Here is a 22,729-nt window from a genome sequence, read left to right on the forward strand (position 1 = left end):
CTAAGTTGTTGTATCATAAGTGATAGGTTGAATATTTTTAATTAAAAGGTCTGCTAAGCATGAATGTTTTAGTTACAGGTGGCATGGGTTACATTGGTAGCCATACAAGTATCCAGATGATCAACGCAGGTATGACACCTGTACTTTTTGATAGCTTGTACAACAGTAAACCAAGCGTTCTAGAGCGTATCGAAAAAGTCTCGGGCGTTCGTCCCAACTTCATTGAAGGTGACGTTCGTGATAAAGCGCTTTTGACTGAAACCATGAAGCAACACAACATCGAAGCGGTTATCCACTTTGCTGGTCTGAAAGCCGTCGGAGAGTCTGTGGAAAAGCCTCTTGAATACTACGACAACAACGTAAACGGCACTTTAGTTCTTGTTGATGCAATGCGTGATGCGGGTGTAAAAACCTTGGTATTCAGCTCTTCAGCAACGGTATACGGCGATCCTGCAAGTGTGCCAATTACTGAAGACTTCCCAACCAGCGCAACCAACCCATATGGTCGTAGTAAACTAATGGTTGAAGAGTGTTTAACCGATTTCCAAAAAGCCAATCCGGATTGGAGCATTACACTGCTGCGTTACTTTAACCCTGTAGGTTCACATCCAAGTGGTGAGCTAGGTGAAGATCCGCAAGGTATCCCAAATAACCTAATGCCATTTGTCTCTCAAGTAGCAGTAGGCCGCCGTGAATTCCTATCTGTATTTGGTAGCGATTATCCAACAAAAGACGGCACTGGCGTTCGCGATTACATCCACGTAATGGATCTGTCTGATGGCCACATCGCAGCGCTTGAGAAAGTAGGGCGCAAAGATGGTCTTCATATCTACAACCTTGGCACTGGTAACGGTTCAAGTGTATTAGACATGGTTAAAGCGTTTGAGGAAGCGAGCGGTAAAGATATCCCTTATAAGCTTGTCGAGCGTCGCCCGGGTGACATTGCAGAATGTTGGGCAGATCCTGCTAAAGCTCAGAAAGAGCTTGGTTGGAATGCAACACGTACACTGACTGAAATGACTGAAGATACATGGCGCTGGCAGTCAACCAACCCTGATGGTTTCCCTGGTTGATCTAGTTGTTTCATGAATAGTTAACTTGCAAAAAGATGCTTTAGGGCATCTTTTTTGATCTAAATCGAATAAAAAGTAAATTAGTGGTTAAAAAGTATCATTCTGTATCTGTTGTGTTATCATCCACGCGAATTATATGTTTAATGTTAATTTTCTTTGGAGTTAATCATGGAACTAGCCCTAGTCATCACTTTCATCATTGCTGCAGCTGTAATGGTTAAGAAAGAAATGGCAGAGAAGTAATTTCACTTTATCCCTTTTTGATACAATTTTTAGTGAAATAATAAAAGCCAGCATTTAGCTGGCTTTTTAGTATCTGCAATTCAGGTTTTTAACGAATTAGAATTCGTATTTAGCTGAAATACCGTAGTTTCTTTCTGCTTGAGAGTTCTCTTTGTAAAGCTCATCATCGCCGCGAATATCATTCCAACGGTAGTACTCTTCGTTAGTTAAGTTGAATACTCCACCACGAATAGTAAGATCTTTCATTGGCTTGTAGTAAGCCGTCAAGTCAACAACCGTTGCACTCGGAAGCTCAGCTTGACCAGCGTTACCGCCGCTTTCGTCATCGAAGTTGATGTCTGAACCAGACTTGTTAGCCGTGTAGTTTAACTTAAGGCTAGTACCCCAGTTTTGGTTTGGAGCATCGTAGTTAAGACCTAATACAGCATTCCAAGGATTAACACTATTCAGTGCATTACCGTTTCCATCTTCACCTTCTGTGTATGAAGCAACGAAGTGAGTTGAAATACCCTTAGGTGCACCAACCAAAACATCCCATAGTAACGTGTTAGAGAATTCAACACCCTTAATTGTTGCGGAATCTAGGTTAACGTTAGAGTAGTGTGTCGTTCCGCCAACTTTTTTCGTTACCACTGTTTCGATGAAGTCATCGTAATCACTGTAGTAAGCCGCAATTTCAGACGATGAAGCCTGTGTATTATGACGGTAACCTAGCTCGTAAGAGATACTGGTTTCTGACTTAAGGTCCGGGTTTGGATCGTTTACGTAACCATGTCCTGGGTTGTCATACGTGTAGTACAGTTCATCGAAAGAAGGGGCTCTAAAGCCTTGGCTAATCTGGCCAAAAATGGTGCCTGTATCAGTAAGTTTGTATGTTGAGCCTAAACGTCCAGTTACCGCAGAATCAGAGAAGTCCGTAAGTGACTCACCCGTATTTTTACCAGGGTCTGTAGAGAAGTAATCGAAACGAACACCTGGAGTAACAACAAGTTTGTCGTTCATTAGGCTAATTTCGTCTTGTACAAACAGACCAAACTTCTGCTCTTTAGCATCAGGAGTGTATACATAAAGCTGATCATCAGTATCAGGATCAGAGTTGTACTCCATGTTTGTATTGCTAATATCACTATGTGTGTATGTTGCACCATAAACTAGGTAATGGTTGTTAATCTCTTTATCTAGCTGAGTTTCGATCTCAAGCTTATCTTCGGTGTATTCATAGTCTTTTGTTTGAAGATTGTCATTGTTAGCAGGGACATAAGGTGGGAAGCCAGGACCTGCCGGTTTAAAGCGCTTCGTCACCCCATTTTCTTCTTTAGAGATGTATGACACTTTGCTCGTCACTGTGTCAGCGATAGCGCCATCAGCGAACCAAATATGTTTAATCGCAAATCGATTTTGCTCTGTATCATCTGCACCCGTGTAGCTATCATAGCTTGAGTGATAAATATCAGAGTCAGAAGTATCCTTAATTAGCTCAGCTAGAAACTCGATACGGTGGCTTTCGTTCAATTGGTATTGCAATTTTACCAATAGGTTATCTGCAGATGTATCTTGCTCTTCTACTGCGTAATTCTCTAAGTTATTAGAGTCGCGGAAGTTTTGAAGCTCTTCACCGTCACGGCGAGTGTAGGCAACCAATGTTTCCAAATCACCAAATCGATTAGCTAATGCAACGTGCTCACTGAAAGAGTTATCTTCTGAAGAGTAAGACAGTTTCGCTTGGCCACCGAAGTCTTCGCCATCTTTCAAGAAATCAGAAGGGTCTTTGGTTTCGAATGCAACAACGCCGCCAATAGCGTCACTTCCGTGTAAACTTGAAGCAGCGCCTTTGATGATTTCAACGCTTTTAAGCATATCAGGGTCGATTGAGATACCGCTAGAGTTAATAAATGCATAAGGGCCACCATCAAATGAACCTGGTTGCGATGAGCCATCTACTAAGATCTTAACGCGCTTACCTTCCATGCCACGAATATTGATAGTTTGTGCACCTTGACGAGAGCTTGAGTTCATCGTTACACCTGGAGTGTATTCGAAGATTTCATTCACGTCTTTCGCCATATTCTCTTCAATTTGCTTATCCGATATAACAGTAACAGAAGCCGCTGTATTGATAAGTGTTTGATTAGTACGAGTCGAAGATACAACAACCTCGTCAAATAGGGCATAATCTTCAGCAAAGGCTGATGTTGATGAAAGCGCTAAAACGATTGAAGCAGAGAGTAGGGATTGCTTATACATCTGATAGTTACCTTAATTCCATAGTATTATCTTGATTTGCGAACGATAATATTGGATCTAAATGATAATTACTATTATTTGCATTTCAATTTATTTGTACTTTTGTCATTAAAAACACGCCTAAACCGTATAACTCATTGTATTAAAAGACCTTTAATGGTTCCATTTGCCTGGTGAATGCTTCCATTTTTGTGATTAACCTCTCATTTATAAAGTAGGAAACTGATGCATAGTCCAATAACACTTGAAGCGTTACACATCCTAGACGCCATCGACCGACGTGGAAGTTTCGCCGCCGCGGCCAATGAAATGGACAGAGCGCCTTCATCACTCAGTTATCAAATACAGAAGCTTGAACAAGATCTGGATATCATGATTTTTGACCGCTCAGGCCACCGTGCAAATTTCACGGAAGCGGGTCAGTTGATACTTGAACAAGGTAGGGTAATTCTTGGAGCAACAGAACGTCTTGTTAACGAGGCAAGTATTCTAGCCAATGGTTGGGAGCTCGATTTGACCATCGCCTTTGATGGTATTATCCCGATTGCTAACTTTTTCCCGCTGGTAGATGAACTAGGAAAAATCAGTAAAACACGCGTTCGTTTGCAAGAAGAGATCTTAGCAGGGTGTTGGGAGTCCCTTTCAGACGGCCGAGCCGATTTGCTAGTGTGCCCAAAGGTTGACACTATCCCAAACGACATGAAAAGTGACGTTATAGGTAAAATGGAAATGGTTTGGGTAGCGGCATCAAATCACTATGTTCACAAACGTTCTGGTGAGTTCGACCAAAAGGCGAGAGAAAGTTACAGGGTTATTGCTATTGCAGATACCGCGCGCGATCAGCCAGCACTAAGTATCAATATTCTAGAAAAACAGCCACGATTAACTGTGACAAGTTTTCCTGCAAAAGTAGAGGCTTTGACATCAGGACTAGGGATTGGCACTTTGCCGAATAGTGTTGCTAAACCTTTGATCGAATCTGGCGTTCTACAGCAGATCTCCGGTACCGAGCCGCAGCCTATTGATATCGTAATGGCTTGGCGACGCAACAAAATGGGCGACGCCAAGTCTTGGTGTATCCAACATCTTAAAAAGACATGGGCGTTAAAGTAACGGTAACACCATATCTGCAGTACCGTCTTCAAAACTGATATCTAGCTTAAAACCGAGCTTTTGAGCTAGTGTCAGCATCCCTCTATTGGTTGGCATCGTCATACCCGACATCTGTTTAGTCTGCTTCGCTCGGCAGTAATCGATAACCTTAGTCATCAGAATGCGACCTAGACCAACACCTTTAAGGTCAGAACGAATCAATATTGCGAATTCCGCGTCCGTGTTCTCAGGGTTAATCAGCGCACGGGACACGCCGATGATCGCTGGAACGCCTTGTTCCTCGCGAACGACCACAAAGGCGATTTCTCTATCGAAATCAATCTGAGTGAAATTCGCCAACGCCTCATGATTAAATTCACCGACATCACTAAAGAAACGCTTATAGAGATCTTCTTTAGACACTCGGTTAATGAAGTCAGCATGAAGCGGTTCATCTTCGGGAAGAATAGGGCGTAACAACACTTCGGTTCCATCTTTTAGCTGGATACGTTCTTCAAGCTCGACTGGGTAAGGGCGAATGGCCAACCTTTCTTGTGGATCTCCTTCGTAGGCTTTCAATATGATATCAGCGTCTAATATCGTAAATTTGTCTCCGTTGGCGAGTACTGGATGAATATCCAAATCATGTATTTCAGGGCAATCAACGACCATCTGCGATATGCGAACCAATAATTCAGAAAGGCCCTCTATATCAATCGGGTTAGGAAGCTTTTGTAGACGAATCTTGCCACTTTTTATCGCTCGAATAATCAAGTAACGCGCCAGTGTCATGTTGAGCGGTGGAAAAGCAGCGGCGGCATCAATCGATTCATCCCACTCAGAGCCACCTTGTCCAAGTAAGATGATTGGGCCGAAGGTTTCGTCTGTTGTGACCTTAATACGCAACTCTTGGCCGCCCGCGAGCTTAGCCATACCTTGAATCAATAAGCCATGGATGTGCGCTGTAGGGAAGGATAATTGTGAGCGATCGAGAATTGCCTGAGCCGCATTGGCAACTTCACTGCTGTTTCGTAAATTGAGCATCACGCCTTGAACGTCTGACTTATGTGCAATATCCGGAGAACGTAATTTTACTGCGACGGGATAACCAATCGTTTCAGCGATGTGTACTGCTTCACTTGGGTCAGAAGCGATCCAAGTTGGTAACACATCGAGGTTGAAGCTCTTGAAAAACTGGCTATTTTGGTGAGTATCAAGGCTTACTGTATCTTTATCCAGTAGTTGTCGTTCTATCCAATTTTTCGCATCTGCTAAATCTTCAATGTGTACTTTTTCTGCAGTAGTCGGCGTTTCCATTAACTGACGTTGGTTACGTCTGTACTCGACTAAGTGCATGAATGCGACCACAGAGCTTTCAGGCGTTCGATAAGTTGGGAAACCCGCTTCGGTAAACAGCTTTCGTGCAGGCCTTGCTGTTAACTCACCAGACCAATTCGTCAGGATGTTAAAGCGCTTGTGGCGAGGGTGCTTTTTAATCGCTTCAATAATTCGCTCTGCCGTTTTGGCTGAATGTGCGACCGCAGAAGGGCTGTGCATAATAAGAATCGCATCAGCTTCATCACCATCGAGTAAGATGTTTATGGTGTCGATATAACGCTGATCACCGGCGTCTCCAACAATATCGATAGGATTGCTGTGAGACCAACTCGATGGCAACACCTTGTTCAACTTATCAAGTGTCTCTTCTGAAAACTCTGCAAGCTTACCACCGCGGTCAAATAGGGTATCCACCGCCATAATCGCAGGGCCGCCACCATTGGTAACAATAGCCAAGCGCTCGCCACGCAAGGGAACGGAATGAGTCAGTGTTTCTACCGCAGCAAACAGTTCATGTAAGTTCTTAACTCTTAGCATGCCGCTGCGTCGAATTGCAGAGTCGTAAATGATATCTAATGTGTCGGCACCACCAGTGTGTGCCATTGCAGCGGCTCTACCTTTCGCCGTTCGACCGCCTTTCAACACCAAAATTCGTCGATTGCGCGATGCCGCACGCGCTGCAGAAATAAAGCGCCTCGCATCAGTAATGCTGTCTACATAGAGCAATATCGCTTCGGTGTGAGAGTCGGTGCTAAGATAATCCAATAACTCCGAGAATTCGATATCGCTGCCATTGCCTATAGAGATAAACGCAGAGAAACCGATCTCTTTGTCATTAGCCCAATCGAGAATAGTGGTACACACAGCTGCCGACTGAGAAACAAAAGCGATCTTACCGGGCAATGCTGTCACTGGAGAGAATGAGGCGTTCAAATTTAACCAAGGGACAATTACCCCCAAACTATTAGAACCCAACACTCTAATGTTGTGTTTTTTGGCAATCGCTAGGCATCTTTCATCATACGTCTCGCCATTATCGCTTTCTTGTTGCATGTCGGAAGAAAGCACAATGACAGACGCAATCCCTTTCTCAGACAGCTCTTCAAAAATGGCGACATTGCGTGTCGCATTGGTACACAAGATTGCGAGATCAGGGACAATCGGTAACGACAAAATGTTCTTATAAGAAAGCACACCGGCCACTGAATCATATTTCGGCGTAACCGGCATCACCGCACCTTTAAAATCCCCGTGCAACAAATTGTTCATAACGATATATCCTGCGCGCGTTTCTCGTTGAGAAGCACCAACAACAGCGATTGAACGGGGTTTAAGTAGGGGATCAAGATGATTCATAGACATATCCTAGCAATGCACGTAAGTTCATCGTAACTTACTTTGCACTCACGAGTTGATGGCAAATTCACCGAATTCAGATGAATAAGCAAACACTGCATAAAGTTTGTGAAATAGGTCACCCACTAATGGTGTATAATCTCAAAGTTAACTTGATTCTAAACCGACGTATCGGCATGATTTATAGTAATTATTATTAAGGATATAGAGCTTTCCATGAAAAAATTTGCAATTGTGACTTTGCCACTGCTCTTGGCTGCATGTGTATCTGACGATTACGTTACCAATGTCACTTCAGATAGTTATCAAGAAGAGTACAAAACGGCAAAAGTTGAAGCTCCAGTTGTATCTCAATCTGAGCAAACAAGCGTTGTTGAAGAAAATGTTGTCAACGTTATCAGAACCGAACCTGTTGAACAGAAAGTCGCTCAAACGACTAAAGCTAAGCCAGTTGCAGTAGTGACAGGCCCAACCAAGAAACAACAAGACATGAACCAACGTTTTGGTTACACAGTTCAAGTTGTTGCTGTTGGCAGCCAAAGTAAAGTCGATTCTTTCGTGAAAATGCTACCTACGACTTCTCAACCAGTTTGGGAAAACTACAAAATGGTTAACGGCACTAAGTGGTTCACGGTACTTTATGGTGACTACGCGACACGCTTAGAAGCTAAAAAGGCCATCTCAACACTGCCGAACACTTTCCAAAACTTGAAGCCGTTCGTTAAGAGCATTGATGACATCAAGAACTCTGAATACCCTACGCTTAACAAGTTGAACTAAGTTTTGATTCATGAAGAAGGGGCAAATGCTCCTTCTTTTGTTTTAAGACTCGCTGTTTTGTTTAATAGTTAATCGCTCGATCTTTCGAACCCAATTTTAACAATCAAAACACTGTACCTATCTCGACTTTTGTTTATCATTGAAGTCAGTACTCCTAGTTTCAAGGACCGAATTTACCCATGAACACCACAAACATCCTTCTACTTTGCGGCGGTGGATCTTCAGAGCATGAAGTATCTTTAGTTTCAGCTAATTACCTTTTTGAACAGCTCAATAGCGTTGCAGATTTTAACGTTGTAAGAGTTGAAATTAAAAACGAAGGCTGGTGTCTTGATTCAGGTGAATTGGTTTATCTTGATATTAACGACCAAACCTTACGCGGTGACAATTTAGCATCTAAAGTCGATTTTATTGTGCCTTGCATCCACGGCTTCCCAGGTGAAACAGGTGACATTCAATCCCTGTTTGAAATGGCTAAAATTCCATACCTAGGTTGTGGTTCAGAAGCTAGCAATAACAGCTTTAACAAAATCACGTCAAAGCTTTGGTACGACGCACTCGGCATTCCAAACACGCCGTACCTGTTCTTATCAGACAACAATGATCAAGCTCACTCACAAGCAACTCAAGCATTTGAAAAGTGGGGTAAAGTGTTTGTGAAAGCGGCTCGTCAAGGTTCTTCTGTAGGTTGTTACCAAGTTAACCAAGTAGAAGATTTAAGCGAGGCTATCAACAAGGCGTTCACTTTCTCGGACCAAGTATTGGTTGAGAAATCAGTGGTGCCTAGAGAGCTAGAAATTGCTGCTTATGAAATCGATGGCGAGCTGCATATCAGCAAGCCGGGTGAGGTGATTGCACCTAATGGCGCATTTTACTCTTACGAAGAGAAGTACAGTGCAGACAGTCACTCGATCACTGAAGTTGAAGCAAGTAACTTAACGGACGAACAGCGTGAATTGATTGCAGACAGCGCTCGTAAAGTCTTCACTCAGATGAAGCTTCGTCATTTGTCTCGTATCGACTTCTTCTTAACGCAAGACAACGAAATCTACCTGAACGAAGTCAACACCTTCCCAGGTATGACGCCAATCTCCATGTTCCCTAAAATGGTTGAGCATGACGGCCACAAATTCAGCCAGTTCTTGGAGAACTGCGTGAGAACGAGCCTTTCTTAGGTTTTCTAACTCATTTTCGTTCACTTAGAGCTGAACCAACAAGTGCCTTGAGCTTTCTGCCAAGGCACTTGTTGTTTTTAAAGCCAGCTATTTTAAAAATCGATCGTTTTAACCACAGCTTATATCAAAATAGTAATATCCCAGTAATCTACGCCCCGTCATTGCCAAGGTATTAATGCCTTAAACTTCATCTTCTCACTCTCAGCCGTTCCCGTGAAACCTACATATTGCGCTGGCATTGCAGGGCTGAGCCAACGGCCAAAATCCTGAATCTCTCTAACCTTAAGACCTTGTTTCGACAACTCTTGTGCAGCACCAACACGAATCGAGTTTCCAGAGAAATGGTGATTTTCTGGCAATTTAAGTAAGTCGCTAGCTCTTCTCAATATCCTATAGATGGACGAATCATCTAAAGGCTGCAAACCAATATTTTCATGCTTGTCTATCGCTCGAAATACTGACAACTCATCTTGTATACCAGTAAACGAAAACCAACGTTGAAGTGCAACACTGGCTATTTGTGACAACTGATAAGCCGAATCTTTGACTGTTACTTGGTAATGATCTTGAACGTAATCAACATCACTCATCGATAACACCTTAAGCTCTGAGCGTTTTAAAGCACACTCGAACATCACGTTATAAATAGCGATGTCTCTGATCTCTTTCAGGTTTGCTTTCTCATGGGAGAGCAGCGTATTTAAATCAGTGAGATGCGCAGATGTCATAGCATTGGTTTGTTTAGCGTCACCGGCCATTTGAGATTGTAAGTGGAGTAGGGTAAAGCGAACTTGCCTGTGCTTGATCGGGTTAGCAAAGCTCAACACAGTATGTAACATGCTAAGCGTTGCAGTGTAACGTTTTAGCGATGCGTATTTTCTATCGTTGGACTCCGTTTCAAGAAAACGACGAACAGCAGTTATAGATGCGGGAAGTGTGTTAATACGATGTTTGGTACAGAACGCATGATAGCGATTCCAATCACTATAAATGCCTAACAGTGAATTGCGAGAGTATTGAAATCCTGTCAACTCATCTATAATTTCTATTGTCGCGTTACTGTTTAATTTTTCAACAAATGAATTGATTATCACAGAGTCGGTTAAAATAGGGACTTTTTTTCTCAAATTACCATACCTCGACAGGTGTTTTTACCATATTATGCTTGATATCATTATTAGTATACTTATGATTAATGCAGTGAAAACAGAAAGATGATTAATAGATATGGCTAATTCAATTTACCGAAGCGTCCATCTTCAATCGATAGATGCTAACAACACAGTTTGGCGTGCTAAGTTAAAAAACAACGTTATTCAGGGCAACCTAGCTGCCGTGAAAAAGAGTATTGATTGGTGGATTGATACCGCATCTATTATTGATCCAAAAGAATTCATGTCATTAAATAAGTCGAGAGGAACTGGTGGCTCGACTGAAAACTTCAACGGCTACCAAATCAAGAATGACACCGGTGAGCCTAATGCGTGGTATTGCATGTTTAACGGTCGCTTAATTAAAGGCGGCAAGGTTGCAATCCAACGCCATATAGAAGCTTACTTACTCGCAAAACAAAAAGCAGAGCAACAAAAGAAGTAAATTATGAGCCTAGTATATTCAACAGAAACAGGTCGTATTAAGCCTGAAGAAGAGAAAGTCCAACGCCCTAAAGGCGATGGTATCGTTCGAATCCAAAAAGAAACCAAAGGCCGCAAAGGCAAAGGCGTTTCTGTCGTGACTGGCTTAGACCTAGATGACGCACCATTAAAACTAATGGCAGCAGAACTCAAGAAAGTTTGCGGCTGCGGTGGCTCAGTAAAAGACGGCAACATCGAAATTCAAGGTGACGCTCGTGATAAGATCAAAGCGCACCTTGAAAAGAAAGGCTACAAAGTTAAATTTGCTGGCGGTTAATCTCTAACTAATACCAGGGTTAAAATCGAAGATTATTATCACTGGTTATTAGGTATTTTATGGTAAATAGCCAATATGGTTAAATACACAGTATAATTTAGAGAATATCGACACTATACAAAGGCAGGGCATCACACAAAGATACCTGCCTTATAAACACCAAAACCAATTTAACATAACGTACATAATACGCAGTAACATGTAGTTAATTCTAAAGGTAGTATTCTCATCGTTTGTCCTTAAAACCCTTGTTCCAACTGACTGCCACGCTTCTTGCGTCGACCAGAGTTTTCTTATGGCACTTGAAATCTAATAATTATATGTGTGGTCAGTTCAATCTTCATTCAGCGAATCTAATTGACGAGAAACTTTGTCCATCTGGTTTAACTTATCTAGCCACTTCTCTGTTTGCACTAACGGTTCGCTGCGCTGTGTGTAATTCTTGTGAGCATTGCTGTTGTTTCTTTTTCAGATTTCACACATCACACACGCGACCAATGTTTTTTATCAACTGCACATGCTGAGCTTTCGTTTAAATCCATCAGCTAATAAAGTTCGTGTGTCTTACGTAGATTAGCACACACATTTTTCAAACCTTCTTAACGATTCTCTCTAGAGTTAGTATTTGTGTTTAGCGAGATGATTAAACGGCAATGGCTTGTCCTATGTTGTTTGAAACACCATGCCAAGCTACCGCAAACATGTTTGCATAGATTCATTGCACTTATACGCTGGTACACAACACCGATACTTGGTAGATCCATAATCACGGTTTACCCTGAAATTACGTTCAATTGGCTTTAGGTAGCTTTGGTAATAAACCTAAGAGTTGCTTGAAACCCATTGCTCTTTGTTTTGCTTTACCTGTTTTCTCTAGCTGATATGCCCGCTTTTGAAGTTGCAATGGTGTTACCACCTGAGACTAAAAAACTTAGAAAGCGTTTATTGGTTTGTCGACACATGTAATTAACAAATAAAGTGACACTGTAGCTAGCTGTACAGGTAAAGGTTGGTCCTATGGAACACAAAATAAAGATCCCAAACAATAACTGTATGTATATACAGTTATATTATTAACCCCTTAAAAACGTCACCTTTCGTATAAATACCGAGCAAAAACAACGCTATTTAAGTATATATCGATCGCTGGGCGCGTGTTTTTTGGTGAAGAACGACTGTATCTGGCTTGTTGACCAAACGATATTAGCCAAACTCAATCCAAAATCGAATCCCTAGTTGCGCCTGCATACTCCATCACGCATAATGTTACAGGTTTACGTACGAAATATATTATGAGCGACAAAGCATTCAGACAACTCAACATCTTCTTCTCTGTTTTTTGCCTGGCAATGACCGTGCTGTCGCTGATCTCTTTCCATACCATCATGGATAAGAACTACATCATCACACCAGACAGATACCCTACGCGCGTAAATACAGACAGAGACCATGATGGTGGCACCATAGGGTCGTTATACAAGTTAAAAGATAAAATTGAGTTACAGTGTGACTTTAATCGTACCTATAGTTCACCTTTCTGTGAGGTTGAATTTGTTCTCTCTACTGAAGGTAAAGGCTTAGATCTCTCCAGATTTGATTCTGTGACCATCAATATGGAATATGAAGGTCAAGAGGATCCAAGGTTTCGATTCTACATACGTAACCACGACGACAACTACAGCATTCAAGGCGACCCTATTTCTAACAAGTTCAATCGCTTAGACTTCTCATTCCCCGATAGAAACCACATCGATTTAGATTACTTCAATGTCCCTTTATGGTGGATTGACTACTACAACCACCCGATAACCAACAGCGCGGTGGATATTACTAACGCTGTTTCAGTTGAATTGGGGCTGGGAGCTAGCACGCTCGATGGCCACCATACTCTCACGGTCGAGAGCATCGTTTTCCACGGTAAGATTATGGACAAGGTTATGTTATGGAAGATCTTGATTAGCTTATGGGTAATCTACGCGGTCTGTTATGTCTGTGGGGCGTCATACGTAGCTAGACGAGCGAGAATGTTTTCAGTAAACCAACAGCGTTTGTTAGCCCAAGAAATCGAAGAGTTAAAAATAAAGGCGACTACCGACCCTCTAACTGGCTGTCGTAACAGAACCGAAGCGTTAGATACCTTTTATGATTTTGAGCGTCTTGCACAACAAGGAAAGACAATTCACATTGCTCTATTTGATTTGGACCATTTTAAGCAGGTCAACGACCATTACGGTCATGAAACCGGTGATCAAGTTCTAATTCTGTTTGCCTCGACAGTGATCGACAACCTTGGTGAGCAATACTTATTGTATCGTTGGGGCGGCGAGGAGTTCTTGTTAGTTTGTATAGAACAAACAACGCTACAGTGTAACGAAATTATTGCAAAACTCTACTCTTCAATGGACGAAGCCACTTGGCCCAAAGGGCTTCACATTACCGCATCCGTTGGTTTTACCCAACTTACACAGAATGAATCGATTCGTTCAGCCATTAAGCGTGCAGACAAGGCACTCTATCAAGCTAAAGATAACGGACGAAACCAAGTCGTTACGTTTGACTAAGCCTCGCCAGACTGGCCTGCAGTTCAATATTCAATGCTCTTCAACACGCATCAATACCCTGTCGATATCTACTCTCTATTTAGTCAGCAATTACACTTTTAACGGCTGACTAAACAAGTCCATAAACTTTGCTCTCTCATCAGAATTCTAATCGATTCGCACACACTATCCGTAATACCGACATCATTAGCATTCTCAAATTGATACGTGTCGTTCCTTAAACGACTTCTATACAACGCCTTTACTCCTCGTAAACTTCCTCAATGCTTATTCTGTAAAGCACATATGTGGAAACGAAGTTACAAGTCATTCGCGGTATCGGTTTTGGACATTACCGCTGTGGCTTGTCTCGCCCTGTTCTTCGATGAACTCCTCATTTGTCTTCTTCTGAACATTCATGGATTCTCATCCGTTAAAAATACAAGTCACAACGTCACTAGCCTTAAAAAACGCCATATATTTAGTGACTTAGCTATAGCGACAAGAATGCTGACACCTAAAGTGACGGTTGTTTTACTTTCAGATCTTGCTGTAATTTAATTACAACCTAAGGCCAAGAAAAGCCTGAAAAGTTAATTACTCTGACGTAACTTATTGAATAAGCAGTATTTAAGAGTTTTGGACAGGTCGGAATTTAGGGTAACTAAAGAGTAGGCATGTACGAGATAATATACTAGAGGGTAATATATTTAGTTATAGTGCACTAAGGCGTTAAAAAAGAAGGGCTGATGCCCTACTCTTCTTTATTACTCATTTCTTCACGAATTTGCTCAGCAACGATTTTGATAGCTTGTGCTGTGCTGATGCCTTGGGTCATCATTTCTTGAATTCGTTCAACAGCTTTCTGTTGTTCTTCGTGAGAAAGGGTTGGTAAGTCGTTTAGCATGTTCTGCTCCTTTATTTAGGAGCAGAACTATATAAGGACTGTTAGTAACTAGCAAGGAAATTGATTGATGCACCCATTGCATTTTCATTTGTGTAGTTAGCACTTAGATCTAGCTGAAACAAGTTCAATGGCGAGATACCAATACCAGCTGTCACTGTTCCTTCTGAATCAGAGTAAGCCAGGTTCTTGTAATACCCTCCCCTTAGCTTAAGCTGACGTAACAGGTCGACTTCAGTACCAACACGAATCATCTGTTCGTTGTCTTCGAACGAAGTAAACTTCTCTGCCTCGTTTAGGTCGTAATCAACACTCAACGTAAAGTAATCAGAAACGATACCTGCACCCACTGTGTATACCGGCTCTAATTTGTAGGCGTATTTACCGCCAACCGAATATCCAGGAACGATTTCTTTTGTAGAGTCTTTTGTTTCGATATCTCGAGAGATTAAGTTTGTCGCTGCTAACCCAACTCTGAACGGGCCAAAAAACCAGAGTGCGCCAGCATCAACGTTAAACGCCGTGTCGCCATCACCATTTTCGCGTACGTCAGATAAGTCATAATCATTGACCGACGCAACATAGTTGTACGTGTAGATGCGCTGTAGTTTCGGTGAGATGCCAAACGATAAGTGATGCCCCATAAAAGTTTGATACTTCGCTAAAGAAAGACCAACTTCAGCAACTCCAATTGAGACCGATTCTACTGCTGAGCGCTGCAAATTATCCGTGTCACTTCCAGACGTATATACATCTGGTGTAACAAAACTTTCAGTGTATGCTTTGCCAAATATATTCGCTGCAATATACTGATTAGGTAGTGCAAACGCTACCACGCCACCCAAATCAAAGTTCGCTTGATTACCATCAAGTTTTTTCAATCCATCTGTAATACCACTGCCTGAAGCATCTAGTACCGCATCGATGTTAGATTTCATGTCGTTAGGGTCATTGTAATTACCGCCAAAACTTGGCGTAATCATTCCCACGTCATCGTTACGACGATAAATCGCAACAAGTGCTGGGTTATAGAATGGAGCGGTTAGGAAGTTAGCCGAAACAACACCCACACCACCCATCGCATCACCACGCGCTTCAATGGCGTAGTTTGCTGCTGAAAGAGGAAGACTGGCGAATGCAATTGACGCTGCGAGTAGTTTTGTAGTTTTTTTCATGCCGTTTATCTTTGTTAGATCCCTTACATAGTTAACGGCACAATTTTAAATTACTTTAACTCTTCTTCGCTAGAAATATCATAAGTTTTACTGATAGTTTGTGCTTGTTCTATCGCTATGTCGCCTTGCCAACGTGAATGCACCATTGAAACCGCCAAAACATAGCGATCATTGGGAAGTTCTTCGCCAGTAAGGTTCATTGGATAATCAGATTCGTAACTCTTGCCCCACACTTGTTCATAGTGTTCATCAACGTAATCGTACAAACCGATTTCGAGCTTAGGGAGCGGACAATAAGGATTCAGTAGTTCTTTCTTATCAATTCGCCACGTGTCTTTTGAGGCCCAGCGTACTTGTTGACGCATGGATACTTCACCCAAAACAACCCAAGTGCTCCAAGACTTTCCGCCATCATCTTTTACGCTTAAACGATATAAACCGGATTCAAGTTGAGAGGCTAAATTGTAACGCTTGCGGTATAGACTCACCGATGCGTTGTTAACCACTTCACTGTCTTTGGTAAACTCACTGTCCGACGAAACGATCTTATCGACCCACTTCTCGAAGGTAATGTCTTGAATATTGTTTTCGGATTCAACATTAATCGATACACGAAAGGTATCTCGGCCAGGGCTTTGAATGATGTGTCTTTTGACGACGACGGAACTGATCCAATCTGGGAGTGTTTTTCTAGTGAGAGTTTTACCACAATCTTTGTTCAATGCTTGATCGAACAGTTCATTAAGGTGATCTTCTCGTGATTGAGAAGAGTTGATTTGCCAAACTTCCACTAATGAATCAAACATCTGAGGTAAATCATTATCTAGCAGATGTTTATGAACTTGGGTCAGAGCATCACTGCTCTTAAACCAATCCGTTGCTTGCGCGGTATTCGCTACGCAAGAAAACATTAATAGTGGAAGTAAGGCTATTCTCATTACGCTTTCATCTTGTAACCAACGCCACGCAGCGTTTCAATTTCTAGACCCGGCAGTTTCTGTCTTAGTTGCAGAACGTGCGTGTCTACCGTACGTGTTGTTGGGAAATGGTTGTAACCCCATACATGGTCAAGCAGTTCATCACGTGTAAATACACGTCCAAGGTTACTTGCCAAAAACAGTAGAAGGTCAAACTCAGTGCGCGTTAAAGTTACTTCTTGTTCATTGAAAAACACTTCACGTGTCGCTTTATCGATAACAAGATTTTGAGCGATCACTTTTGATGCATCTTGTTCTTCAGAATCTGGCAGGCGAAGTTGAGCACGAATCCGAGCAAACAGCTCAGCCTCTGCGAATGGCTTAGTTAAGTAGTCGTTTGCACCTGAATCTAAGCCCGCTACTTTGTCTTTTACTGTCACGAGAGCCGTTAGCAAAATAACTGGGATATCTTTCTTTTTCTTCCAACCTGGAAGTGAATCTACTGAGTCGCCATCAGGAAGTTGACGGTCTAGAATCACTAGATCCGCTTGTTCCCAGTAGCCTTCAACTTCAGAGATCAGTTCTGCATGCAAACATTCATATTCAGCTTGCTCAAGGCTAACTAATAAACCGTCAGCTAAATTTTTATCATCTTCAACGAGAAGCAATGTCTGTTTCACAAGGTATCTCCAAAATAAATGTTGTTGGGGGGCCGATAAGCGTCATGTGACCGCCCATTTTTCCAACCATAGATTCCACTATCGTTAGACCTAAACCGAGTCCACTCTTACTTACGAATGGTTTTCTTAGTTGCCCCCAATCTTTGCGAGACAAGTCTCCATTATCTATAACTTTGAATGTCAGCTTCTTGTCAGAAGTATTCAGTTCTAGAATTACTGGAGCTACACCGTATTTCACGGCGTTTCTGATCAGGTTATCGATACACGTTCCTAACCAATATACGTTCACTTTTGCAGCTATATCTTTGTTTACACGGAGTTCAATACCCGGTGCAAAGTCTTCTTCAACTTTGTATTGGAGCCACTCTTCAACACTTGGCACCCACTCTGTTGCGAGCGGTTGGTTATCTGATTGCAGGTAATCTTTACTTGCTTCCGCCAACTGCCTTAAACGGCGTGTATCTTCACACAGCCTACGGAACTCATCATATACCGATTCTGGTAAGTGTTCGAACTCACGTCTGAACCCTTCCACCGTCAATGACAAACTCGCAATCGGCGTTCTTAATTCGTGCGTTAGAATTTGAAGAACCAGCATGCGACTCTTCATCTCTTGTTTCTTACTGTTCCAGCGGTAAATCGCCCAACCTAAGACAAGCATGATGTTGGCGATCACCAAGATAAACATGGCAACTTGCAGAAGCTCTGAATGATCTTCTATTTCCCAACACACGTTACCACGCTGGACAAAACAGCTTTTGCCTTCTGAAGACAAGCTAAACGATAACCCAGCAAGCGTGGCGTTTTCGTTCCAGACTGATTCTTTATACAGGTAATATCTGTCGCCGCGTTTTACCCACATCTCATCGAGTTCAACAAACATACTGGCACCAGCAAGCAGCGCGGTGATGGCTTCGCTATCCATTTGTTGCAAGCGAGACAGCAGTTCGTCATGTTCGGTATTTGGTCGCTCTTGAATATGCATAAAGCGCTTCAGAGAGTCGAACTTTTCTGGGTACTTCTCAACGTATCGTGCCGCATAAGAACCACCACCAGGGTGAATCAAACCACTACGGCTAAACCAACGGTCAGAAAGCTTGGTGCCTTTACACATTGCACGAGTAAAAACTAAAGGCTCAGTAATCAACGGGCTTAACGGCAGTTTACCGCTACAGGTTTTTGATAACTGGTATAAGCGCTGGATGTCTTTTAACGGATACTCTGCTGTTTGTGGCAGCATAGAAGACGGCATGATCAAACGTGTTGGGTAATCAGCCTGTAGCACTCGAATATCGTAAGATTCGATTGCCGTTTCATGATCAAAGAGTTTGGTGAAATTATCGATACGCTCAGGTAAAGAGTCAGCAAATGCGTTTGCTGACACAGACAACGTAGCGATAAGAAGAGTAAATGTTCTTTTGATGATCACAAACCAACGCAAATTCATATAGATCAACCAAATATATACCATTCGCTATCAAAGATAAATTTTTAACCGCATGAAAAACAGTGAGAATGGCGAGTTACAGAGATAAAGTCCGATATATTACGACTGCATTGTATAGGTGTACTAGTAGACTGATTGGCAAGCCCAACCTCAATTCGAACAAGTTTTGCATAAGCTTGGCCAGTATCGTAGCAACTAAGCCCATACACAGGTTCGCTTTCGTAAGATAGAAAAAAGGAGCTCAAATGAGCTCCTTATCGAGTTATTACAGATTGCTTACAGGTGATCTCTATAGATGTTCTAAAATGCTTAGACAGCTCTTTTTAGCATCGCCAAACAGCATCTGCGTGTTCTCTTTGAAGAACAGTGGGTTTTGCACACCGGCGTAACCTGTGTTCATCGAACGTTTGAATACGATAACATTCTGAGCGTTCCAAACTTCAAGTACTGGCATACCAGCAATTGGGCTGTTTGGATCTTCAAGTGCTGCAGGGTTTACGGTGTCATTCGCACCGATAACCAATACAGTATCTGTCTCATCGAAGTCATCGTTGATTTCGTCCATTTCCAGAACAATATCGTAAGGCACTTTCGCTTCAGCAAGCAGTACGTTCATGTGACCCGGTAACCTACCTGCTACTGGGTGGATACCAAATCGAACATTAATGCCCTGCGCTCGTAGCTTCTCAGTGATTTCATGTACTGGGTATTGAGCTTGAGCTACTGCCATGCCGTACCCTGGAGTGATAATGACTGACTTAGAGTTTTTCAGCATATCAGCCACATCTTCAGCTGATGTTTCGCGGTGTTCACCCTGCTCTTCATCACCATCAGACACAACCACTTCTTGGCCGAATCCACCAGCAATTACGCTGATGAAAGAGCGGTTCATCGCCTTACACATAATGTAAGACAGAATCGCACCTGACGAACCAACCAATGCACCAGTTACGATAAGCAGATCGTTTGCAAGCATGAAACCTGCCGCAGCTGCTGCCCAACCAGAGTACGAATTAAGCATAGAGACAACTACTGGCATATCTGCACCGCCAATCGATGCCACTAGGTGGTAACCGAATGCGAATGCGATAAGTGTCATCACCATTAGCGCGAACATGCTGCCGTCCGCTTTAACGAACATGATCATCAGCAATGTAGAAACTACGATAGCCGCTAGATTCCACTTATGCTTGTGAGGAATATTCAATGCAGACGAAGAGATAACGCCGCGCAGCTTACCAAACGCAACAATAGAGCCCGTGAACGTCACCGCACCGATAAACACGCCAAGGAACACTTCCACTAGGTGGATAACGTGCTCTGCATGAATATCTGCAGGGTTGATAGAAACAGCAGCAGGTGGATCGATGTAGCTGTTGTAACCTACAAGTACTGCAGCCATACCTACGAAGCTGTGCAGAATTGCAACCAGCTCTGGCATTTCAGTCATTTCTACTTTTCTTGCGTAGTGGATACCAATACCACCACCGATCACCATAGCAATGATGATCCATACAATACCTGCAGAATGAGGACCAAAGATCGTCGCGATCAACGCAATTGCCATACCCGTGATACCGTAATAGTTACCCGCACGCGCAGATTCCTGTTTCGATAACCCAGCCAAGCTCATGATAAAGAATACAGCAGCAACAATATAAGCTGCTTGTACTAATCCTTCAGACATCTGTTACTCCTTAGTCTTTACGGAACATTTCAAGCATACGTTTGGTCACAGTAAAGCCACCAAAGATATTGATACTTGCAATTAATACGGCAATAAATGATAAGAACGTGACGACGCCACTTCCTTGTCCTATCTGTAACAGTGCACCTACTACAATGATGCCTGAAATCGCGTTAGTCACGGACATCAAAGGCGTATGCAGAGAATGGCTTACATTCCAAACTACGTAATAACCCACCACACAAGCGAGAACAAAAACGGTAAAGTGAGATAAGAACGCAGCTGGAGCAACCGAAGCTACCCAAGCGAATGCACCAACAGCTACCGCCATACCCGCCGCTTTCTTCATTGGAGAAACAGGTTCTTCAACTTTAGGCTCTGGTTTGGCCGCTTTTGGCTTAGCTTGTAGTGGTTGAGCTGAAACTTGAATTGGTGGAGCTGGCCAAGTGACCTCGCCCTCTTTAACGACAGTAACACCACGCAGAACAACATCTTCAAAATCGATATTGATGTTGCCATCTTTCTCTTTGCAAAGCAGTTTCAGCAGGTTAACTAGGTTCGTTGCATACAGTTGAGATGATTGAGTCGGCAGTCGACCAACCATATCAGTGTAACCAACCACCTTCACGCCGTTAGCCGTTGTAATGACTTGATCCGCAACCGTGTATTCACAGTTACCGCCATTGGCCGCCGCAAGGTCTACAATCACACTACCTGCACTCATACTGTCTACCATCTCTTTGGTAATCAGCTTAGGAGCCGGGCGACCTGGAATCAGGGCCGTTGTAATGATGATATCGACGTCTTTTGCCTGAGCTGCATAAAGCTCTTCAGCTTTCTTATTGAATGCTTCAGACATCTCTTTTGCGTAGCCGTCACCAGCACTGGTATCTTCCTTGAAATCCACTTCCAAGAATTCAGCACCCATCGACTCAACTTGTTCTTTAACTTCAGGACGAACATCGAATGAACGAACGATCGCACCTAAGCTACCCGCAGCGCCAATTGCCGCTAGGCCAGCAACACCTGCACCTGCAACCAGCACTTTTGCTGGTGGAACTTTACCCGCAGCCGTAATCTGACCCGTGAAGAATCGACCAAATTCATGCGCCGCTTCAACAACAGCACGATAACCCGCGATGTTTGCCATAGAACTCAATGCATCTAACGCCTGAGCTCTTGAAATTCGTGGTACAGAATCCATCGCCATCACGTTGATGTTACGACTGGACAATTGTTCCATTAATTCTGGATTTTGAGCAGGCCAAATAAAGCTGACCAATGTTGCGCCATCTTTAAGAAGATCGATTTCATTTTTAGACTCGTCAACGATCGGAGCGTTAACTTTAAAGATAATATCGGATTTCCAAGCTTCATCTGCGGTGACAACTTTTGCTCCAGCTTGTTCATAAGCTGCATCTTCAAAACTTGCTAACGCACCTGCTTGTGATTCAACACAAACTTCAAATCCTAATTTTAGAAGCTGTTCTACCGATTTCGGCGAAGCAGCGACTCGCGTTTCACCTGCGAGCGTTTCTCTTGGTACACCAATTTGCATAGCTATTCCTTGACTATTGGCACGAATGACTTATTCGTTTGTATCTAACGACAACTAATACTTCAAGCGTTTTGTTCAAAGAACAGGAAAAGTTATTACTTATAACGATTTGGATGGAATTTGAGCGCTTCATTTGGATAAATGACGACCGTCTCGAACGAAGAGGTCAAACCACTTGCAAATAATCCTTTTAATAACAACCTACTAGCTGTTCTTTGTCCCTAAAACTAAAAAGAGCTTTCAGCATATACACTGAAAGCTCTCTAAATTATGACCAACATCAATTCTAACCCTAATTGGTTAGCTAAATATATTGTCGCCCATTTGGTCGATGAACATCTGCGATTTTTTGAGCATCAATTCATCGGCATCTTGTTTGTTTGAAACAACATCTGAACGAATAAAACGGTGAGTTTTGATTTCACCATCGAATTCTTTCTCGATTCGCCCAGCAACACGGTATTGACCAGATTCTGCAATGGCATCTTGATAGATATTGAAACCCTTATATTCGACTGGCTCAATCTCTACTTTTTGTTCGGTTTTTTCTTTGCCACCAAATAATCTAGAAAAGAATCCCACGTTTTTTACTCCTTAAATGACCGTATT

General features: G+C 42.6%; 18 protein-coding genes. 7 read left to right on the plus strand and 11 right to left on the minus strand.

Going from position 1 to position 22,729, the window contains the following annotated elements:
* Positions 1-59: 59 nt before the first annotated feature.
* The gene (gene galE, locus AB6E85_RS12645) at positions 60-1,073 is read left to right on the plus strand and encodes a UDP-glucose 4-epimerase GalE (RefSeq protein WP_193840413.1); all 1,014 of its coding nucleotides are present in this window, start codon (positions 60-62) and stop codon (positions 1,071-1,073) included.
* A gap of 339 nt (positions 1,074-1,412) precedes the next feature.
* Here the strand turns inward: galE and AB6E85_RS12650 are convergent, their stop codons facing one another.
* Positions 1,413-3,560, minus strand: a complete 2,148-nt coding sequence (locus tag AB6E85_RS12650; protein ID WP_372142906.1) for a TonB-dependent hemoglobin/transferrin/lactoferrin family receptor — start codon at positions 3,558-3,560, stop codon at positions 1,413-1,415.
* Between the two features lie 225 nt (positions 3,561-3,785).
* On the opposite strand from AB6E85_RS12650, the gene AB6E85_RS12655 reads away from it, so the two are divergent.
* Positions 3,786-4,673, plus strand: coding sequence for a LysR family transcriptional regulator (locus tag AB6E85_RS12655; protein ID WP_048612676.1), 888 nt, complete (start codon positions 3,786-3,788; stop codon positions 4,671-4,673).
* Here the strand turns inward: AB6E85_RS12655 and AB6E85_RS12660 are convergent.
* Positions 4,665-7,346 (minus strand): GNAT family N-acetyltransferase, encoded by a 2,682-nt coding sequence (locus AB6E85_RS12660; RefSeq protein WP_372142908.1) that lies wholly within the window; start codon positions 7,344-7,346, stop codon positions 4,665-4,667. The two genes, AB6E85_RS12655 and AB6E85_RS12660, sit on opposite strands and share 9 nt — an antisense overlap.
* Before the next feature lie 216 nt (positions 7,347-7,562).
* Between AB6E85_RS12660 and AB6E85_RS12665 the strand changes: the two genes are divergently transcribed.
* Both AB6E85_RS12665 and AB6E85_RS12670 read left to right on the plus strand, forming a co-directional pair.
* Complete coding sequence (locus tag AB6E85_RS12665; protein WP_017060092.1) at positions 7,563-8,126, plus strand: SPOR domain-containing protein; 564 nt, start codon at positions 7,563-7,565, stop codon at positions 8,124-8,126.
* Between the two features lie 179 nt (positions 8,127-8,305).
* The gene (locus AB6E85_RS12670) at positions 8,306-9,301 is read left to right on the plus strand and encodes a D-alanine--D-alanine ligase (RefSeq protein ID WP_248367461.1); all 996 of its coding nucleotides are present in this window, start codon (positions 8,306-8,308) and stop codon (positions 9,299-9,301) included.
* A gap of 158 nt (positions 9,302-9,459) precedes the next feature.
* Here the strand turns inward: AB6E85_RS12670 and AB6E85_RS12675 are convergent, their stop codons facing one another.
* The gene (locus tag AB6E85_RS12675; protein ID WP_372142910.1) at positions 9,460-10,428 is read right to left on the minus strand and encodes a tyrosine-type recombinase/integrase; all 969 of its coding nucleotides are present in this window, start codon (positions 10,426-10,428) and stop codon (positions 9,460-9,462) included.
* 100 nt (positions 10,429-10,528) lie between these two features.
* On the opposite strand from AB6E85_RS12675, the gene AB6E85_RS12680 reads away from it, so the two are divergent.
* From AB6E85_RS12680 to AB6E85_RS12690, 3 genes are all read left to right on the plus strand, one after another.
* Positions 10,529-10,897, plus strand: a complete 369-nt coding sequence (locus tag AB6E85_RS12680) for a DUF3319 domain-containing protein (RefSeq protein WP_017060095.1) — start codon at positions 10,529-10,531, stop codon at positions 10,895-10,897.
* Positions 10,898-10,900: 3 nt separating this feature from the next.
* A complete protein-coding gene (gene yciH / locus AB6E85_RS12685) occupies positions 10,901-11,212 on the plus strand; it encodes a stress response translation initiation inhibitor YciH (RefSeq protein WP_008221404.1) in 312 nt (103 codons plus the stop codon).
* Positions 11,213-12,504: 1,292 nt separating this feature from the next.
* Complete coding sequence (locus tag AB6E85_RS12690) at positions 12,505-13,773, plus strand: GGDEF domain-containing protein (protein WP_372142912.1); 1,269 nt, start codon at positions 12,505-12,507, stop codon at positions 13,771-13,773.
* Positions 13,774-14,506: 733 nt separating this feature from the next.
* On the opposite strand, the gene AB6E85_RS12695 is transcribed toward AB6E85_RS12690, so the two are convergent.
* The 8 genes from AB6E85_RS12695 to AB6E85_RS12730 form a co-directional block, all read right to left on the minus strand.
* Positions 14,507-14,659 carry a YoaH family protein gene (locus AB6E85_RS12695; protein ID WP_004731009.1) on the minus strand — a complete coding sequence of 51 codons (153 nt, stop codon included), beginning with the start codon at positions 14,657-14,659 and terminating at the stop codon, positions 14,507-14,509.
* 41 nt (positions 14,660-14,700) lie between these two features.
* On the minus strand, positions 14,701-15,831 hold the full coding sequence (locus AB6E85_RS12700) for a conjugal transfer protein TraF (RefSeq protein ID WP_372142913.1): 1,131 nt from the start codon (positions 15,829-15,831) through the stop codon (positions 14,701-14,703).
* Between the two features lie 50 nt (positions 15,832-15,881).
* Entirely contained in the window at positions 15,882-16,769 is an 888-nt protein-coding gene (locus AB6E85_RS12705; protein ID WP_081230619.1) for a DUF2861 family protein, read from the minus strand.
* Positions 16,769-17,428: a response regulator transcription factor VxrB gene (vxrB, locus tag AB6E85_RS12710; protein ID WP_372142915.1), complete on the minus strand. Its 660-nt coding sequence runs from the start codon at positions 17,426-17,428 to the stop codon at positions 16,769-16,771. The genes AB6E85_RS12705 and vxrB overlap by 1 nt, the downstream gene beginning before the upstream one ends.
* Positions 17,403-18,875, minus strand: coding sequence for a sensor histidine kinase VxrA (gene vxrA, locus AB6E85_RS12715; protein WP_061038586.1), 1,473 nt, complete (start codon positions 18,873-18,875; stop codon positions 17,403-17,405). Before vxrA ends, vxrB begins: the two co-directional genes overlap by 26 nt.
* Before the next feature lie 289 nt (positions 18,876-19,164).
* The gene (gene pntB / locus AB6E85_RS12720; RefSeq protein WP_017064580.1) at positions 19,165-20,562 is read right to left on the minus strand and encodes a Re/Si-specific NAD(P)(+) transhydrogenase subunit beta; all 1,398 of its coding nucleotides are present in this window, start codon (positions 20,560-20,562) and stop codon (positions 19,165-19,167) included.
* Positions 20,563-20,572: 10 nt separating this feature from the next.
* Entirely contained in the window at positions 20,573-22,120 is a 1,548-nt protein-coding gene (pntA, locus tag AB6E85_RS12725; protein WP_081230620.1) for a Re/Si-specific NAD(P)(+) transhydrogenase subunit alpha, read from the minus strand.
* Positions 22,121-22,420: 300 nt separating this feature from the next.
* Entirely contained in the window at positions 22,421-22,702 is a 282-nt protein-coding gene (locus tag AB6E85_RS12730) for an HlyU family transcriptional regulator (protein ID WP_004731023.1), read from the minus strand.
* Positions 22,703-22,729 lie beyond the last annotated feature (27 nt).

This window comes from Vibrio sp. 10N.247.311.51, from assembly GCF_041467855.1.
Classification (GTDB): Bacteria; Pseudomonadota; Gammaproteobacteria; order Enterobacterales; family Vibrionaceae; genus Vibrio; species Vibrio coralliirubri.

Excerpts from the sequence above, each read along its gene's own strand:
- AB6E85_RS12690 (WP_372142912.1), top strand. The coding sequence starts at position 12,505 with ATGAGCGACAAAGCATTCAGACAACTCAACATCTTCTTCTCTGTTTTT.
- AB6E85_RS12680 (WP_017060095.1), top strand. The coding sequence starts at position 10,529 with ATGGCTAATTCAATTTACCGAAGCGTCCATCTTCAATCGATAGATGCT.
- pntB (WP_017064580.1), bottom strand. The coding sequence starts at position 20,562 with ATGTCTGAAGGATTAGTACAAGCAGCTTATATTGTTGCTGCTGTATTC.
- pntA (WP_081230620.1), bottom strand. The coding sequence starts at position 22,120 with ATGCAAATTGGTGTACCAAGAGAAACGCTCGCAGGTGAAACGCGAGTC.
- AB6E85_RS12705 (WP_081230619.1), bottom strand. The coding sequence starts at position 16,769 with ATGAGAATAGCCTTACTTCCACTATTAATGTTTTCTTGCGTAGCGAAT.
- AB6E85_RS12670 (WP_248367461.1), top strand. The coding sequence starts at position 8,306 with ATGAACACCACAAACATCCTTCTACTTTGCGGCGGTGGATCTTCAGAG.
- AB6E85_RS12695 (WP_004731009.1), bottom strand. The coding sequence starts at position 14,659 with ATGCTAAACGACTTACCAACCCTTTCTCACGAAGAACAACAGAAAGCT.
- galE (WP_193840413.1), top strand. The coding sequence starts at position 60 with ATGAATGTTTTAGTTACAGGTGGCATGGGTTACATTGGTAGCCATACA.
- AB6E85_RS12660 (WP_372142908.1), bottom strand. The coding sequence starts at position 7,346 with ATGAATCATCTTGATCCCCTACTTAAACCCCGTTCAATCGCTGTTGTT.
- AB6E85_RS12655 (WP_048612676.1), top strand. The coding sequence starts at position 3,786 with ATGCATAGTCCAATAACACTTGAAGCGTTACACATCCTAGACGCCATC.
- vxrA (WP_061038586.1), bottom strand. The coding sequence starts at position 18,875 with ATGAATTTGCGTTGGTTTGTGATCATCAAAAGAACATTTACTCTTCTT.
- AB6E85_RS12665 (WP_017060092.1), top strand. The coding sequence starts at position 7,563 with ATGAAAAAATTTGCAATTGTGACTTTGCCACTGCTCTTGGCTGCATGT.
- AB6E85_RS12650 (WP_372142906.1), bottom strand. The coding sequence starts at position 3,560 with ATGTATAAGCAATCCCTACTCTCTGCTTCAATCGTTTTAGCGCTTTCA.
- AB6E85_RS12700 (WP_372142913.1), bottom strand. The coding sequence starts at position 15,831 with ATGAAAAAAACTACAAAACTACTCGCAGCGTCAATTGCATTCGCCAGT.
- yciH (WP_008221404.1), top strand. The coding sequence starts at position 10,901 with ATGAGCCTAGTATATTCAACAGAAACAGGTCGTATTAAGCCTGAAGAA.